Source organism: Actinophytocola sp., from assembly GCF_036378875.1.
GTDB lineage: Bacteria > Actinomycetota > Actinomycetes > Mycobacteriales > Pseudonocardiaceae > Actinophytocola.
The window spans coordinates 137016-154124 of the sequence record NZ_DASUVO010000168.1 but is presented as its reverse complement, the minus strand read 5'-3'; the positions used below and the strand labels follow the sequence as shown (position 1 = coordinate 154124).

The following is a 17109-nucleotide window of genomic DNA, read 5'->3' as shown; positions in this document are numbered from 1 at the left end:
GGGAGTTGCGTTTTCGGGAACACCGGGGCGTACACGAAAACGAAACTCATAGGGGCCCAACGCGCGACTCGCGGCGGTTGTTACACGGGGGTGGGGTTTGTTGTGCGGGCTGTTACTCGTTTGAAGCCCACTAGCGCTCGGTAGCTGGGGCGGGCGGCGAACATGGCCATGTTCCACAGGGCTGGGTGGCCCACCTCCGCGCAGAGGTGCAGTACCTTGTCGTCGCCGGCCCAGACGCCGATGTGGGCGCCCCAGGGGTCCGGGGTGGTGTTGACCAACACCAGGTCCAGAGGGCGAGGAACCGCCACTCTCTGGGTGGCGGCCGTGTCTGTCCACAGTTCACTGGAACGCAGGTCCGGTGGGGCCAGACCGAAGTGTCGCAGGACCTCGAAGGCGAACAGCTGGCAGTTCGCCCCTTGGGTGAGGCCGGGACGCGAGCGCACGGCCGGTGAACCCGGGTAGCGGGCACCGACATACCGGACCTCCCAGAAGGTGTCCGGCAGCTCGATCATCCGGGAAGTTTCACCACCGTCACGAAGAAGTCGTCAATCTGGCGAATCACGTCGATGAAGCGGTCGAAGTCGACCGGCTTGCTGATGTAGGCGTTGGCGTGCAAGGAGTAGCTGCGGAGAATGTCCTCCTCCGCCTCGGAGGTCGTCAACACCACCACGGGGATCACCCGCAGTTCGGGGTCGGCCTTCAACTCGGCGAGCACCTCGCGGCCGTCGCGCCTCGGCAGGTTCAGGTCCAGCAGGATCAGTCCTGGCCTCGGCGCGTCCGCGTAGTCGCCTTCGCGGTGCAAGAACTGTAGCGCCTCCACCCCGTCCCGCACGACGTGCAGATTGTTGCGGATCTTGTGATGTTCGAACGCCTCTCGCGTCATCAGCACGTCGCCGTCGTCGTCCTCGACGAGCAGCACGTCGACCACGTCGAGCGGAGTGAGGTCAGCCATCGGAGTCCTTATCCTCTTCGATCACTGGCAGAGTGAAACAGAACCGGGATCCGGATTCCACCGTCGTGTCGAGCCAAATCCTGCCGCCGTGGAACTCGATGATCTTGCGGCACATGGCCAGACCGATCCCGGTGCCCGGGTAGTCCGCTTTGTTGTGCAAGCGTTGGAAGATCACGAATATCCGTTCGGCGAACTCCTCGTCGATGCCGATCCCGTTGTCCGACACCGCGAACTCCCAGAAGTCGCCGGCGCGACGCACGGTGATCCGCACGCGCGGCGACTCCTCGCCTCGGAACTTCAACGCGTTGCTGATCAGGTTCTGGAACACCGTGGTCAGCAGCGGCACCTCGGCTGACACCGTCGGCAGCGGATCCGCCTCGACCGCCGCCTCGGCCTGCTCGATGGCGTACGACACGTTCGCGATCGCCTGCTCCAGCACGTCGTCGCACGACACCTTCACGTGCTCGCGCACCACGCGACCGACCCGGCTGAACGCGAGCAGGTCGTTGATCAGGATCTGCATGCGCTTGGCGCCGTCGACGGCGAACGCGATGTACTGGTCTGCCCGCTCGTCGAGCTGCCGCTTGTACCGCCGCTCCAGCAGCTGGCAGAAGCTCGCCACCTTCCGCAGCGGCTCCTGCAGGTCGTGCGAGGCGATGTAGGCGAACTGCTCCAGCTCGGCGTTCGACCGCTCCAGGTCGGTGCTCCGCTGGTCCAGCTGGGTGTGCGCGGCCTTCAGCGCGGACAGTTCCTGCAGGATCCGCTCACGCATCATGTTCACGTCGGCGCCGAGCTCACGCACCTCCCTCGGCCCGCTCTGCTCGACCGGATGGGCGAAGTCGCCGCGCGAGACCGTGCGGACCTCCTCGGCCAGCCGGGAGATCGGCCGGATGACGGCGGTCCGCAAACCGATCGCGAGCCCGATGATGATCAACGCGAACGCGATCGCGATGCCGATCAGCACGGCGTTCGCGGTGGTGGCCGCACTGTCGAGCGTGCCGGCGGCACCCTCACGGGCGGTGTTGAGGTTGTCCTGGAGCGCGTCCAAGGCCCGGCGGACGGGGGCGAAGTACTGTTCGCCCTCCTCGACCGACTGGTTCGCCACCGGCTGGTTGGTACGGGCGATCTCGGCGATCGTCGGCTGCGCGTAGCCCGAGCGCCACGAGTCGGCCCGCTCGACGACCCGGCGCAGTTCGGCCTCGGCCGACGGCACGCCGGGGAGCAGCTGGTGCAGCTGTGACACCGCTTCCTGCTGCGAGCTGACCCCGGAGACGTACGGGGTGAGCACGCCCTGGTCGGCGCCCAGTGCGTAGCCACGCACCCCGGTCTCCTGGTCGACCAGAGCCGACTCCAGCCGCAGCGCCTGCTGCAACGCGGGGTCGATGCGCTCGACCACGGTGGCGCGGGCGTCCGCGAGCCGCGACAGCGCGTACCCGCCGAGCATGAGCGCGGCCAACAGGAACAGTGCGAGAGTGGCGAGTGCGACGCTGATCATCCGTCGCAGCGGCCAGCGCGTCATCTCACCCATGGCTCAACGCCACCACGGCCATGTCGTCGTCCAGTGGGCCGCCGTTCAGCTCCTGGGCGGCGCTGATCACGTGGTCCAGCAGGTGGTCGTCCCGCAGACCCTGTGCCAGCGCCGCCTCGACGAGCTCGATCAACCCGTCCACGTCCAGCCGCCTGCGCTCGGTCCCGACCCGGCCCTCGATCAACCCGTCGGTGTACATCATGACGGTCCACTGCTCACCGAGCTCGACCTCGCTGCTCGGCCACCGCCGCCCGTCGCCGACCCCGACCGGCGTGCGCACCGGCGCCTTCATCTCCCGCACGCCGCTGCCGGTGATCAGCAGCGGCGGCGGGTGGCCGACGAGGTGCAACGTGCCGGCCGTGCGGGACGGGTCGACCGAGAGCATGCACAGTGTGGTGAACAGGTTCGACCGGTACCGCTCGTGCGTGAAGACCTGGTCGACGACCGTGAGCACCTCGGTCGACGGGCGGGCGGCGAGCACCATCGTGCGCCACGCGACCCGCATGGACACGCCCAGCGCGGCCTCGTCCGGGCCGTGTCCGCAGACGTCGCCGACCACGGCGTGCACGGTCCCGTCCTCGGTCTCCACGATGTCGAAGAAGTCACCGCCGAGCAGCAACCGCTGCCCGCCAGGCGAATAACGCGTGGTGACCCGCAGCCCGGAGTCCGCCACGATCGGTGTCGGTAACAGGCCACGTTCGAGGCGGCCGTTCTCCTCGGCGTAGATCTGGGCGTCGCGGAGCTGGCGCTGCAGCTCGTCGGACCGCTCGCGTTCGACGGCGTAGCGGATCACCCGGTCCAGAAGTGGTCCGTCCACCTGACCTTTGACCAGATAGTCCTGCGCGCCGAGCCGGACGGCCTCCTCGCCGAGGTACTCGTCGGACATGCCGGTGAGCACGACCACCGCGACGCTGGGCACGTTCTGCTGGAGCCAGCGCAGACCGTCGAGCTGGTAGGTGTCGGGAAGGCCGAGATCGAGTAGCACGCACGCGGCGTCCTGGACGGCGGCCTTGGCCTCGGCGAGCGTGCGGACCCGTTGCATGTTGAAGGTCTTGCCGGTCTCGAGCAGCAGCTCCTCGACCAGGAACGCGTCACCGTCGTCGTCCTCGATCAGCAGCACTCGCGTGGCGGTGGATCTTCCGCGGGTCCCGCTGAACGCATCAACCATGTCCTGGCCTGCTCGTCCCTCACTCCCCGGGTGTCGACCACGGACGGTCGATACGGTTCCCGCAATCCTAGCCAGACCTCTGGCCACGATCGGGTAGCGGTTCGGTCTCGGCGTGTGGTCAGCGGCTCATGAGGTGTCGGTCGGGACGGCCCGGTCGGCGGGACGGCGGTACGGGGCGGTCAGCTCCGCCACCGCGAGCGTCCACACTGGATCCAAACTGAACCAGCTGTGTCGCCGCATCGCTTGTCGCGGCGCGGTAATACCATCTGCCGGACACGGATCGAGCAGCCGCCACTCGGCGCCGCAACGGCGAACGCCCGTCCTCGGGTCGTGTTCGTCGACGCCCACCTCGTCGCTGCCCAGTCGCCGTGACGTGAACTCCGGCGTGTCGGTCCGGTCCCAGCTCAGCACCGGTCCGCCGATGGGATCGGTCTCCCGGTACAGGGACAGCCACCGGTTGCCGCCGAGGACATCGTTCTTCAGCCAGCACAGGAACCGGTGGTTCACGTACGCCGGAAAGGCACGGGAGTACGCGATCTGCAGCTGCGAACCGTGGGTCAGCAGCGCGACCTTCCCCCGCTGCCGGGGCGACAGCCTGGTCAACGCGGCGGCCGCGATCAGGCTGCCCTGGCTGTGCCCGGCGAGCACCACGAACGTCCCCGAACGCGAAAGGTGCCACTCGATGCGGCGGCGCAGGTCCTCGATCACCTTCGGGGAGTACGGCGGTGGTACGTACGGGTGCACGGCGGCAGGCCAGAACGCGACCACGTCCCAGATCACGCAGGCGACCCGGCGGACGGCGCTGTCGCCGACCGCGCGCCGCCCCAGGTACAGGAGGAAACCGCACAGCAGCAACAGGGCCACGGTGCCGATGGTCACCAGGTCCATGCCGGGTAGGTCGCGGCAGTCGGACAGCCAGGTGCCGCTCGGCCGGCACGTGGCCGCGGCCATGTCCATGACGGCCTCGACCACCGCGGCGAACGTCAGCACGGTGCCGGCGGCGGCGATCACGATGGCCAGCCAGTGCACCGAGAACTTGAGCCGCGCCAGCCACCACGCCCGCGACACCCCGCGCACCTGTTCCTCCGGCAGCAGGTCCGCGTCGGCGGAGGCACGCACCATCGCCGTGAACCGCTTGGCGGACAAGGACATCCAGGCCACCAGCACCAGCGCGATGGCCACAGTGAGCACCACCGCGGCCCCGGCGGCGAACGCGATCCGCAGGTAGAAGACGGGCAGCGTCATCGCGGCGGGATCGCCGGACGGGCGCAGGAGCCGCAGCACGCCGTAGTCGAGCGCGGCGGTGAACCCGACCCCGAGGAACATGCCCAGCGCGGCGACGACCGGTCCCGCCATACCGCCCAGAAACCGACGAAACGGCCGTGGGGTGTGAGAACCACGGGTGAACACAGCGAGCACGGCGGTCGCGGCGATCAACACCAGCAGCGTGAAGAGCGCGAACCCCGCCGCTCCCCTGCCGAGCGAGCCGATGCCGGGCATGATGCCGCGCCGGCCGTCCGGATAGGCGGACACCGACACCATCGCGACAACCGACGCGATCAGCAGCGCGACTCCGGCCAGCAACGCGACCACCGGCAGGCGGACCGCGAAGAACTCCCGCACGCCACGGCGTTCCCGCATGGGGTCGCCGAGCAGCATCGTGTGGACCACCGTCCACCCGAGCAGGCCGAGCGTGACCCAGTACAGCCAGCCGACCCCGCCGAACTCCCTGGCGAGCCCCGCGGCGAGTACGGATAGGACAGTCAGCCCAGCGGTGAGGTGCAGGTGGCGCAACGCGGGCATGTCACGGTCGCCGGTGTAGAACTCGCCACCCGCCAGCCCGGTCATGGCAGCGGCGTCAGAGGCTGCGCCGTTGGGCGGGAGCTTTCGTGGTGGCCCGACGAGGAAGCGGATCACCAGCAGTGCCACCACGACCGTCGCGAACCCACCGACCAGCCACCAGCGCGGGTCGCCGCCGCGTCCGCCGACACCGGTCCACTGCCAGGCGAACAGGTCGACGGCGGCCTGCGCGAGGCTCAGCACGACAAGGCCGGTGAGGACGAGCGCGAGAACCCGCAGGGCCGCGCGGGCGACTTCCCGCGCGGCCCTTCCCTCGCGCTCCCCACGCGGCAGCATGAAATACGACGCGTTGACCAGCCCGAACGGCACCAGCGCGAGCCACAGCGCCTGCCGCCAGGTGCCGGAGGTCAACGGCCCCCAGTGATATCCCTCGAGGATGTGCCCGTCGGCGGCACGTACCTCGTTTCCCGCGGCGTCCACGGGCCGGAAGAACCGGCCGTCCGTATCGCCCGCGACCTGCTTCACCAGTGGATGGTCGAGCATGTCCACCGGCGGCGTGCCGCTCACCCCGTGGACCCGCAGTTCCACGAACATATAAGGGGGTCGCTCCCCGCGACCGGTTCGTTACAGGCGGCTCAGCTCGGCACGTCTCTGCGACGGAAACCGGTCAGCCCGGCCGCGACGACCACCAGCGCGATCGCGGACAGCACGATCAGGGGCCCGGCGGTCACATGGCCGCCCGGCAGCTTCGGCAGGTGAGTGAACGGCGAGATGTCCAGCACCCACTGGTCGAGTCCCATGGCCGTGCCGACGAGCGTGACCAGCACGCACGCCGCGAGTGCGGCCCACGCCACGGCCGCGAACCGGGGCAGCACGCCGAACAGCAACACCGCCACGGCGGACAGGGTCCACACGGCCGGCAGCTGGACCAGCGTGCCCGCCAACAGCCGGGGCAACTCGCCACCGACGTCCCGGACGTTGAGGCCGTGGGTGATCCCCATCGAGACACCCACGACGACCAGCACCACGGCCGGCCCCAACAGGGAGAAGAACAGGTGGCTGCCCAGCCAGCGCAGCCGCCCGGCCGCCGTCGCCAGCACCGGTTCGACGCGGCCCGACGTCTCCTCCACCCGCGCCCGCAACATCGCCTGGATCCCGTAGGCGCCCGCGACGAGCCCGAACATGCCGGAGATCCCGGCCAGATAGCTGTCGATCAGGCCGGACGCGCCACCGAGCCGGGCGAACGCGTCGCGCATCGCCTGGTTGTCACCGACCAGGTCACCGACGCCTTCCGCCAGGTAGCTCATCACGACCCCCAGCGCGATGAACCCACCGACCCAGGCGGCGAGCAACCCGCGGTGCAGCCGCCAGGCCAACCCCAGCGGCGTGCCCAACGCGCCTTCGGCCGGGCCCGGCCGTGGTGGCAGCAGACCGGCGCCGACGTCCCGACGGGCGGACAGCGCGACCGCGGCCGCCGCCAGCACGGCACTGATCACGAGGACCACCAACACGAGCCACAGCCGGTCGTCCCCGTACGGGCGGATCGCCTGCACCCAGCCGATCGGCGACAGAACGGTCAGCCAGGCGAGCGGCCCTGACGTGACGCCGCTGATGTCGCCGACCGCGCGCAGCACGTAAGCCGCGCCCAGCACGGTGATCGCGATACCGCGCGCAGTGGATGAGTTCGCGGTCAGCTGCGCGGCGACCGCGGCGACGGCCGCGAACACCCAGCCGGACGCGGCCATCTGGAGCCCGAACGCCAGTGAACCGGCACCCGGCAACCCCTGCCCGGCCATCGCGGCGGCCAGCAGCAGACCCATCACCAGGCTGGCGACACACGTCGTGATCATGGCGGCGGCGAGCTGTGCCTGGCGGCCGACCACGCCAGCACCGACCAGCTCTCGACGGCCGGCCTCTTCGTCGGCACGGGTGTGCCGGATGACGGTGAGGATCACCGCGAGCCCGATCATCACGGGCAGGAACCCGGCCCGCCACACCACCAGCTCGCCGATGCTCGACCCGAACAGCTGCCCGTACAGCGCGACGAAGCCGGCGTTGTTGGCGCTGGTCGCCGCGTACCGGGCCTTGTCGGCGGCGGAAGGGAACAGGCCCTCGATCGTGGTGATGTACGACAGGGGCACCACGGCGAAGAAGATCACCCACAGCGGCATGATCACCCGGTCACGCCGCAGGACCAGCCTGATCAAGGACCAGGTGCCCGTCACCGGTTCACCTCGTAGTGCCGCAGGAACAGCTCTTCCAGCGTCGGCGGCTGGCTCACGAGCGACCGCACCCCGGCGGCCGTGAGCGCCCGCAGCGCCTCGTCAAGCGCGGGAGTGTCCACATCGAACTTCACGTGGTGGTCGCGCACCTGGAGGTCGTGTATGCCGGGCAGGTCCGCGAGCCCGTTCGCCTCGCCGGACAGGTCCGCCTGGATCGAGGTACGGGTCAGGTGGCGCAGGTCGGCGAGCGAGCCGGTCTCGACGGAGCGGCCGTCCCGGATGATGGTGACCCGGTCACACAGCGCCTCGACCTCGGCGAGGATGTGGCTCGACAGCAACACCGGCCGGTCGCCGCGCTGCTTCTCCTCGTCCACCGCCTCCCGGAACACCTCCTCCATCAACGGATCCAGCCCCGAGGTCGGCTCGTCGAGCAGCAGCAGCTCGACGTCGGAGGCGAACGCCGCCACCAGTGCCACCTTCTGCCGGTTGCCCTTCGAGTAGGTGCGGCCCTTCTTGCGCGGATCGAGGTCGAAGCGCTCCAGCAGCTCGTCGCGACGCTTGCGGTTCAGCCCGCCGCGCAGGCGACCGAGCAGGTCGATCACCTCGCCGCCGGACATGTTCGGCCACAGGGTCACGTCGCCGGGCACGTACGCGAGCCGGCGGTGCAGGTCCGTCGCGTCGGTCCACGGGTCGCCGCCGAGCAGGCGCGCGGTGCCGGCGTCGGCACGCATCATCCCGAGCAGCACGCGGATGGTGGTGGACTTGCCAGCGCCGTTCGGCCCGAGGAAGCCGTGCACCTCGCCGGTCGCCACGGACAGGTCGAGGCCGTCGAGAGCCTTGGTCCGGCCGAACGTCTTGACCAGACCGGTGACGCTGATCGCGTCAGTCATGTCGCAGTCCTTTCAACCCGGCCCGCGCGGCGGCGGCCTCCTCCGGGCTCATCAAAGGGTGGGAGTAGAGGTCGAGGAGCGCGCTGGCGAGCCGCACGTCGCCCTCCGGCGTGGACAGATCGACGCCGAAGGCCCGGGACAGGTGCTCGAACATGATGGGAATGGCGAGCCCCCAGGCCGTGCCGATGGCCGCCCTGTCCCTCAGCGGGACGTCCGACTCGGCACCTTCCCTGGGAAAGGCCGTCAACCAGGCCTCGCTCATCCGGACCATCTCGTCGAACAGCTCGCTCGCACCACCGTCGACAAGGGAACGAGCGATGTAACGGTGGTAGGCGCCGCTTGGTCTGCGCACCGCCGCCGCTTTGCCGAGGTCGCCCTCCCGCATGGCCGCCCAGGTCTCGTCGTTGAGCTTGCGGACGGTGCGCAGCACGTAATCGTCGCAGGCCTTGCGGAGTTCTTCCTTGCTGCCGAAGTGATGCCGGACGAGCCCGGACGACACCCCTGCCGTCTCGGCGATACCCCGGATCGTCGTGCGTTCGAACCCGTGCTCACCGAAGTGCCGCATGGCGGCGTCGCGGATGCGGGCTCGGGCGGTGAGGTCCTCAGGATCCGGTGCACTACTCACACGTGCAGCGTACTACACACGTGTGTAGTGCGTGATTAACGATCGAGCAACGTACATCCAGGCGCGTTTTTCTGGACACCTTTCACATTTAGGCTCCGCTGGTTGTTCCTGGATGGAGGCCTGATGCCCAGTAGTAGACGTGTCCGTTCGTTACAAACCGTCGGGGCGCTGACCGCGATAGCAACCTTCGCGTTGGTCGGTGCCTCGACGGCGACGGCAGCCGAGCCGACGGACCCGTTCCTGAGTGAGATCCACTACGACAACGTCGGCACCGACACCGGCGAGGCCCTGGAGATCGAGGCCCCGGCCGGCTTCGACCTGACCGGCTGGCAACTCGCCCTGTACAACGGCAACGGCGGTGGCGTTTACACCACGACCACGCTGTCCGGCACGGTTCCCGCTGCCGGCGTGGTCGTCCAGACCTACCCGACCGACGGCCTCCAGAACGGTGTCGCGGACGGCGTCGCGCTCGTGCGCCCGGATGGCACGGTCGACGAGTTCCTGAGCTACGAGGGCCCCCTGACCGCGACGGGCGGCCCCGCCAACGGCATGACCTCGACCGACATCGGCGTCGCCGAGACGAACAGCACCCCGCTCGGCTACTCGCTCCAGAAGCTCGACGGCGTCTGGCAGGCCGCCGCCCCCAACACCTTCGGCACCCGCAACGGCGGCGACCCCGACCCGGACCCGGTTGGCTGCGACGCGCTCCCCGTGAACCGGACGATCGCCGAGGTCCAGGGCACCGGTGACGTCTCCCCGCTCGCGGGCAGCACGGTCACGGTCGAGGGTGTCGTCACCGCCGACCACCGCACCGGCGGCTACAACGGCATCTACGTCCAGACCGCCGGTTCCGGCGGGCAGGCGCCGGCGGCCGGCGTCGCGTCGAACGGCGTCTTCGTGTTCCTGACCTCGAACGCCGCGAACCACCCGAGCGTCGCGCTCGGCGACCTGGTGCGGGTGCGTGGCAAGGTCAGCGAGTTCAACGGGCTGACCGAGATCACCATCGGCGCGAAGGCGGACGTTGGGGTGTGCGCGAACAACGCGACCCTGCCGGCGCCAGCCCCGCTGACGCTGCCGGTGGACGCGGCCGTGCGCGAGTCGGTCGAGTCGATGCTGGTGGCGCCGGTCGGCGACTTCACGGTGTCGGAGGTCTTCAACACCAACCGCTTCGGCGAGGTCGTGCTCGCGGCCGGGGACCGGCCGCTCCCCAAGCCGACCGACGTGTTCCGGCCGGGGACGCCGGAGGCGATCAACCGGCAGGCCCAGAACGCACTGGACAAGGTGCTGGTCGACGACGGTTCCTCGGTGAACCTGGCCAACTCCGGCACGCTGCCGCCCTACGTGTACCCGGACGCGCCGCTGCGCGTGGGTGACCAGGTGGAGAAGTTCGCGCCGGCCGTGCTGTCGTTCGGGTTCAGCGAGTGGCGGCTGCAGCCGACGACCCCGGTGACCGCGACGACCCCGGCGTTGCAGCGCACCACGTTCAAGTCGACCAACCCGCGCACCCCGGCGCCGGAGGCGGTCGGCGGTGACATCAAGCTCGCGAGCTTCAACGTGCTGAACTACTTCGTCCACTTCGGCGGCGACGCCCGCGGCGCGGACGACGAGGCCGGGCTCGCCAAGCAGGAAGCCAAGATCGTCGCGGCACTGTCCACGCTGGACGCGGACGTCGTCGCGCTGGAAGAGGTCGAGAACTCGCTGCGGTTCGAGGCGAACGACCCGCAGATGGCGTTGAAGCGGCTCGTCGCCGTGCTCAACGCGAAGGACGGCGCGGGCACCTGGGACTACGTGCGCTCGCCCGCGAACCTACCGCCCGCGGATCAGCAGGACTTCATCACCGCCGCGATCATCTTCAAGCCCGCCGCGGTGACGCCGGTCGGCGCGTCGAAGACGATCAACGACGAGACGGTGTGGTTCAACGCCCGCGAGCCGATCGCGCAGACGTTCACGGCAGGCGACATCACGTTCACCGTGGTGGCCAACCACATGAAGTCGAAGTCCGCTTCGGACTCGGCGACCGGCGACAACGCGGACATCGGGGACGGGCAGGGCCCGTTCAACGGCGACCGGATCCGTCAGGCGCACTCGCTCATCACGTTCGTGGAGGCGCTGAAGGCCGAGTCCGGCAGCGACGACGTGGTGATCCTGGGCGACTTCAACGCCTACACGCAGGAAGACCCGATGAAGGTCTTCTACGACGCGAACCTCACCGACCTGTCCAACGGTGAGGCGAGCTACGTGTTCACCGGCGAGTCGGGCACGCTCGACCACGCCGTGGCGACGCCGTCGCTCGCCGCGCGCGTCACCGGTGTGGACGTGTGGCAGATCAACTCCCACGAGTCGTTCGCGTTCGAGTACGACGGCCACCCGGCGTTCTACGCGCCGGACCCCTACCGGGCCAGTGACCACAACCCGAAGGTGATCGGCGTCAAGACGGGTCCGGTCGAGCTGCAGCTGTTGGGTATCAACGACTTCCACGGTCGGCTCGAGTCACCGCGTAGCGGGCCGTCCGGTCCGATCGGTGGCGCGGCGCAGCTCGCGGGGCTCGTGGACCAGCTGCGGGCGCAGAACCCGAACACACTGTTCCTGTCGGCCGGCGACAACATCGGCGCGTCGACGTTCATCTCGGCCATCGACCAGGACAACCCGACGCTCGACGCGTTGAACCTCATGAGGTTGGACGCGTCCGCGGTCGGCAACCACGAGTTCGACAAGGGCATGGCGGACCTGACCGGCCGGGTGATCCCGCGTTCCCAGTTCGCCTACCTGGGTGCGAACGTGTACCGCGGTGCCGAGCGTGCGTTGCCGGCGTACGAGGTGAAGACCGTCGCGGGCGTTCGCGTCGGCATCGTCGGCGTGGTGACCGAGCAGACCGGTTCGCTGGTGAGCCCGGACGGCATTGCCGGGCTGACGTTCAAGGAACCGGTGGCGGAGGCCGAGTCGGTGGCCGCGGCGCTGAAGGACGGCGACGAGGCCAACGGCGAGGCGGACGTCGTGGTGCTGCTGTCCCACGAGGGCGCGGCGACGGAGAACATCGACTCGGTCGCGGAACTACAGGCCGACCCGGTGTTCGGCAGGTTCATGTCGATGAGCGGCAACGTCGACGCGATCCTCAGTGGACACACGCACCAGCCGTACGCCTTCGAGGCGCCGATCCCCGGCACGGACCGGCTGCGTCCGGTGCTGCAGGCCGAGGACTACGGCGAGAAGCTGGGCAAGGTGTCGCTGTCGGTCGACCCGGTGACGAAGACGATCGTCGCGTCCGACGCCGCGCTGCTCGACGTGGTCGGCGCGCCGTCCGACCCGGAGGTGGCGGCACTCGTCGCGCAGGCCAAGGCGAACTCGGAGGAGCTGGGCAAGCAGCCGCTGGGGTCGATCACCGGTGACGTCCGTCGGGCGTACACGGCGAGCGGCACCGAGGACCGCGGCAGCGAGTCGGTCCTCGGCAACTTCGTCGCGGACGTGCAGTTGGCCGGCACTCGCGATCCGGGTCGGGGCGGGGCGCAGATCGCGTTCATGAACCCGGGCGGGCTGCGGGCCGACCTGATGTACGCGCCGGACGGAGTGGTTACCTACGCGGAGGCGTTCGCGGTGCAGCCGTTCGCGAACGACGTGGTGACGAAGACCTACACCGGCGCTCAGATCAAGCAGGTGCTGGAGCAGCAGTGGCAGCCGGCCGGCGCGTCGCGGCCGAAGCTGCACCTGGGTGTGTCCAAGGGCTTCACCTACACCTACCTGCCGGACAACCCGGCGGGCCAGCGCATCACCGGGATGAAGCTGAACGGTCAGCCGATCAGTTCGACGGCGACGTACCGGGTGACGGTCAACGCGTTCCTGGCCGCGGGTGGGGACAACTTCCTCACGCTGGCGCAGGGCACGAACCCGGTCACCACGGGCGACAACGACCTGACGATGCTGAACGCGTACCTGGGCGCCAACTCGCCGGTGACGGCGGACCCGGCGCCGCGTTCGTCGGTGGGCCGGGCCTGTGACGTGACGGTCACGGGCATGAAGTTCGGCCCGGTGACCGTCTCGTCCGGACTGACCTGTGTGGACAACGCGACCATCTTCGGTCCGGTGACGGTGAAGCCGGGCGCGTCGCTGGTCGTGACCGGCGGCCTGATCGCCGGTCCGGTGACGGCCACCGGCGGCGGTACGTTCACGATGACGGGCACGCAGGTGTTCGGCCCGGTGACGGTGACCGGCGCGACCGGCGCCGTGCTGATCGACCAGGCCAAGATCACCGGCCCTGTCCTGCTGCACGCCAACAAGGCGGGCGTGAAGCTCGTCTCGGCAAAGGTGACTGGCCCGGTCTCGGTGACGAACAACACCGGCGGCACGGCGGTCATCGCGGGCAACACGGTCGCCGGTCCGCTCGCGTGCTCGGGCAACAACCCGGCACCGGGCAACGACGGCAAGAAGAACACGGTGTCCGGCCCGAAGTTCGGGCAGTGCGCCAAGCTCTGATTCGCTGACCGGAAGGCCCGTCCCGGTTCGGGGCGGGCCTTCCTTTTGTTAGCGTGGGTTTCGTGAAGATCGGGCTGGGTGCGCCGGTGGCCGGCGGGTGGGCGACGCCGGAGACGCTGGCTGTCTTCGCCGCGCATGCCGAGGAGCTGGGCTACGACTCGCTGTGGACGTTCCAGCGACTGCTGGTGGGCGTGGACGACGACCTCGACCCGGTGTACCAGAGCGTGTTGGACCCGATGCTTGCGCTGACGTTCGCGGCCGCGCACACGAGCCGGATCCGGCTCGGGGTGGCGCTGGTGAACATGCCGTTCGTCTCGCCGACCTACCTGGCCAAGCAGGCCGCGACGCTCGACGTGCTCTCGCAGGGCCGCCTGGATCTGGGGTTGGGCGTCGGCTGGTCCCGAACCGAGTTCACGGCCACCGGAGCCGACCGGGCCCGCCGAGGCGCGCGGACCGAGGAGTACGTCCGGGTACTGCGGACACTGTGGACGGACGACCCGGCCCGGTTCGACGGCGAGTTCTACACGGTGCCGCCGAGCCGGATGGCACCCCGCCCGGTGCAGCCGGGCGGCCCACCGATCCTGCTGGGCGGCGTGGTGCGCCCGGCACTGACGAGAGCGGGCCGGCTCGCCGCGGGCTGGATGAGCCGCGCCGCCACGGACCTGTCCCGCATCGCCGAGGACATCGCGGTAGTGCGCGAGGCGGCCCCCGACCCGTCGGTACGGATCGTGACGCGTGGCGTCGTCCGCCTCGGTCCCCGGGATGGCCGGCTGTCGGGCACGTTCGAGGACGTGCGTGCCGACACGGAATGGCTCGCCGAGCAGGGCGTCACCGAGCTGTACTACGACCTCAACTGGGACCCGCGGATCGGCAACCCGGCCGTGCCCGCCGGGGAGGCCACGGCCCTCGCCCTGGAGATCGCCACGGCACTGGCACCCTGAGTTGATATCGACGTCTCGCGAAATGTCGGTACGCTGGATGGCGTGGCGGACTCCCCAGACCCCGACGTGGTTCGCGCGCTCCGAGCGCTGTCGAACCCGCTGCGCCTGCAGCTGCTGTCGTGGTTACGTGAGCCGGAGCGCCACTTCTCGCTCGAGGGCGCCATCGCCGACCCGATGGATGTCGGGGTGTGCGTGACCCACATCCAGGCCAAGGTGGGGCTGGCGCAGTCCACCGTCTCGGCGTACATGGCGGAACTGCAACGAGCAGGCCTGGTCCAGGCCACCCGAGTGGGCAAATGGACCCACTACAAACGCGACGAACAGCGAATCACCGAACTGGTCACAACCCTGGGCCAAACGCTCTAGCGGCCAGCCAGTGTCCCGAGGGACATCGCACAACGGGTGCTGGCTGAGTCAGCGGCCGAGGTGGTCGGCCTTGACCGCGGCGAGCAGGGCGTCCAGGTCCACACGCACGGACGGACCGGCCGGGTTCTTGCTGTCCCGCACCCTGTCCCGCGTATGCGCGAACTCGACGCACCCGTTCGCGTTGGCGCCGCTCCGACTGGACTTACGCCACCTGATGTGGTCGGTCATCTCTGCTCCAAATCCCTTACCTCGGCGATCAACGCCGCGCTGTTCGCCGAGGGCAGGGCCTGGCCCGCGATCTCGTCGAACATCGCGCTGAATCGCCGACATCACTCTCATTTCCACCCACACGCCACCAGCCGCGTGCTCCAGGTAGACGGCTGGGAGATCGTCGTCGCCCGGGTAGCCAATGATCATGATCGCGCCTGACATCGTGCCGTAGGCGCCCACATCGAACGGCACGACCTGGATCGTCACGTTGTCGCGCTTCCCCATGTCGAGCAGGTGATCCAGCTGCTCCGCCATGACCTGCGGCGAGCCGACGACGCGGCGGACGACCGCCTCGTCTATCAGGGCGTGCAGCTTGAGCGGTGACGGTCCCGTCAGCCGCGCCTGCCGGCTCATGCGCGCTGAGACGTAGCGTTCCGTCCGTTCGGAAGCGTGGAACTGGCGTCCCGACGAGTTGATGCTCGCGCATACGCCACTGTCTGTAGCAGGCCCGGGATGGCGAGCGGCGTGAGCATGCGTTCGTTGTCCGCTTCGGCCTCCGCGCGCGGATAGGCGTCGACGGTCCCTTACCTCAACTCTCCCGCTCGCCCGACCACAGCCTGGGAGACACTCATGCACCTACGCACCGACCAGTACACGCACGTGAACCGCGACTGCCCCATGCACGTGGACATGTACCCCGTGGACAACCTCGTCGAGATCGCCCTGGGAGAGCACCGGATCGGTGCCGCGACCCTGCGGCTCGTCGTCGACCACCCGGATACCTGCCTGCGGCTCGTGGCGGCGTTGCACGACGCGCGCAACCGGCTCATCGAACATCTGCGGCTCAAACCGGGACACATGACGTAGTCGACCGCGCACACATCGTTGGCGCGGGCACACGTGGGTCAGCCATGGTAGCTTCATATCGAGATTCTCCGATACTTCGATTCGAAGGGACTGGCATGGACCTGGGCACGTTCGGGATCTACACGTTCGACTTCGAGCGCCAGCCGGCCGCGCTGATGCGTGAGTCGGCCCAGGAACTGGAGGAGTTGGGCTGGCGGTCGGTGTGGTTCCCCGAGACCGGCGGCGGGCGCGAGGCGTTCTCGCAGGCCGGCTTCCTGCTCGCCAGCACAGAGCGACTGCACGTCGCCAACTCCATCGCGCGGGTCACGGAACGGACGGCCATGGCGACGCACGGCGCGAGTGCCCTGCTCACCGAGGCCTACCCCGGCCGCTACACGCTGGGGCTCGGCATCGGCGGAGGGCGGCCCGGCGTCAAGCCGCTCGCGGTGATGGCCGAGTACCTCGACGAGCTGGACGCGTTCGAGAACCCCACGCCCCGCATCCTCGCCTCGTACGGGCCCAAGATGCTCGAGATGGCCCGCGACCGCGCCGTCGGCGTTCAGGCCTACCACGTCAACACGACGTTCACGGCCCAGGCGCGGGAGATCCTCGGGCCGGACCCGTTCCTGAGCGTGGAGCACGCGGTGCTGTTCGAGCCGAACCCCGACAAGGCACGCGCGATCGCCCGCCAGCACATGCACACCTACCTGACCACGCCGTTCAACGTCGCGAAGTTCCGCCGGCTCGGCTACTCCGAGGACGACATCGCCGGCGGCGGCAGCGACCGCATCATCGACGACCTCGTCTTCTGGGGCGACGCGCACGTGATCGTCAAGAAGCTCCACGCGCACCTCGACGCCGGCGCCGACCACGTCGCCGTGCAGGTGATAGGGATCGAGCCGGGACAGTCGGCGATGCCGTTCTGGCGCGTACTCGGCGACGCGCTCCTGCCGAAGAACGGCTGAACCTACGGTCGTCCGTACAGTTATGGCACCCCGCGCGGTCATTACCCAGGCAGGGCCCCAATCACGCCAGATAACTGTACGGACGACCGTATAGTTCGGGATACACGGTTCGCCGCACGGCTGATTTTC

Annotated in this window: 14 protein-coding genes and 1 pseudogene; 5 read left to right on the top strand and 10 right to left on the bottom strand. The window is 69.3% G+C overall.

The features are described 5' to 3' along the window. Positions 1-80 precede the first annotated feature (80 nt). The 8 genes from VF106_RS46860 to VF106_RS46825 form a co-directional block, all read right to left on the bottom strand. Positions 81-512, bottom strand: a complete 432-nt coding sequence (locus VF106_RS46860; protein ID WP_330846582.1) for a hydrolase — start codon at positions 510-512, stop codon at positions 81-83. After that, positions 509-952, bottom strand: a complete 444-nt coding sequence (locus VF106_RS46855; protein WP_330846581.1) for a response regulator — start codon at positions 950-952, stop codon at positions 509-511. Before VF106_RS46855 ends, VF106_RS46860 begins: the two co-directional genes overlap by 4 nt. Continuing rightward, the gene (locus tag VF106_RS46850; protein WP_330846580.1) at positions 945-2480 is read right to left on the bottom strand and encodes a sensor histidine kinase; all 1536 of its coding nucleotides are present in this window, start codon (positions 2478-2480) and stop codon (positions 945-947) included. Before VF106_RS46850 ends, VF106_RS46855 begins: the two co-directional genes overlap by 8 nt. Further along, positions 2473-3648 carry a PP2C family protein-serine/threonine phosphatase gene (locus tag VF106_RS46845; protein ID WP_330846579.1) on the bottom strand — a complete coding sequence of 392 codons (1176 nt, stop codon included), beginning with the start codon at positions 3646-3648 and terminating at the stop codon, positions 2473-2475. Before VF106_RS46845 ends, VF106_RS46850 begins: the two co-directional genes overlap by 8 nt. 126 nt (positions 3649-3774) lie before the next feature. Continuing rightward, positions 3775-6042, bottom strand: coding sequence for a phosphatidylglycerol lysyltransferase domain-containing protein (locus VF106_RS46840; RefSeq protein ID WP_330846578.1), 2268 nt, complete (start codon positions 6040-6042; stop codon positions 3775-3777). A gap of 41 nt (positions 6043-6083) precedes the next feature. Next, the gene (locus VF106_RS46835) at positions 6084-7673 is read right to left on the bottom strand and encodes an ABC transporter permease (protein ID WP_330846577.1); all 1590 of its coding nucleotides are present in this window, start codon (positions 7671-7673) and stop codon (positions 6084-6086) included. Further along, positions 7670-8560 carry an ABC transporter ATP-binding protein gene (locus VF106_RS46830; protein ID WP_330846575.1) on the bottom strand — a complete coding sequence of 297 codons (891 nt, stop codon included), beginning with the start codon at positions 8558-8560 and terminating at the stop codon, positions 7670-7672. The genes VF106_RS46835 and VF106_RS46830 overlap by 4 nt, the downstream gene beginning before the upstream one ends. After that, the gene (locus VF106_RS46825; RefSeq protein ID WP_330846574.1) at positions 8553-9185 is read right to left on the bottom strand and encodes a TetR/AcrR family transcriptional regulator; all 633 of its coding nucleotides are present in this window, start codon (positions 9183-9185) and stop codon (positions 8553-8555) included. Before VF106_RS46825 ends, VF106_RS46830 begins: the two co-directional genes overlap by 8 nt. A 123-nt stretch (positions 9186-9308) precedes the next feature. Here VF106_RS46825 and VF106_RS46820 point away from each other — a divergent pair, with 123 nt between their 5' ends. The 3 genes from VF106_RS46820 (at position 9309) to VF106_RS46810 (ending at position 14959) form a co-directional block, all read left to right on the top strand. After that, entirely contained in the window at positions 9309-13652 is a 4344-nt protein-coding gene (locus VF106_RS46820; protein WP_330846572.1) for an ExeM/NucH family extracellular endonuclease, read from the top strand. Between the two features lie 62 nt (positions 13653-13714). Continuing rightward, positions 13715-14593, top strand: coding sequence for a TIGR03619 family F420-dependent LLM class oxidoreductase (locus VF106_RS46815; protein WP_330846571.1), 879 nt, complete (start codon positions 13715-13717; stop codon positions 14591-14593). Between the two features lie 42 nt (positions 14594-14635). After that, entirely contained in the window at positions 14636-14959 is a 324-nt protein-coding gene (locus VF106_RS46810) for an ArsR/SmtB family transcription factor (RefSeq protein WP_330846570.1), read from the top strand. A 48-nt stretch (positions 14960-15007) separates the two neighbouring features. Here VF106_RS46810 and VF106_RS46805 read toward each other — a convergent pair whose 3' ends face one another. Next, positions 15008-15646 carry a DUF397 domain-containing protein gene (locus VF106_RS46805; protein WP_414639235.1) on the bottom strand — a complete coding sequence of 213 codons (639 nt, stop codon included), beginning with the start codon at positions 15644-15646 and terminating at the stop codon, positions 15008-15010. Next, a pseudogene (locus VF106_RS51105) lies at positions 15580-15729 on the bottom strand (Scr1 family TA system antitoxin-like transcriptional regulator); the annotation flags it as partial. The pseudogene VF106_RS51105 and the gene VF106_RS46805, both read right to left, overlap by 67 nt. Positions 15730-15799: 70 nt before the next feature. Here VF106_RS51105 and VF106_RS46800 point away from each other — a divergent pair. After that, positions 15800-16036, top strand: a complete 237-nt coding sequence (locus tag VF106_RS46800; RefSeq protein ID WP_330846568.1) for a hypothetical protein — start codon at positions 15800-15802, stop codon at positions 16034-16036. Positions 16037-16131: 95 nt separating this feature from the next. Beyond that, the gene (locus VF106_RS46795) at positions 16132-16980 is read left to right on the top strand and encodes a TIGR03620 family F420-dependent LLM class oxidoreductase (RefSeq protein ID WP_330846567.1); all 849 of its coding nucleotides are present in this window, start codon (positions 16132-16134) and stop codon (positions 16978-16980) included. The last annotated feature ends 129 nt before the right edge of the window (positions 16981-17109 follow it).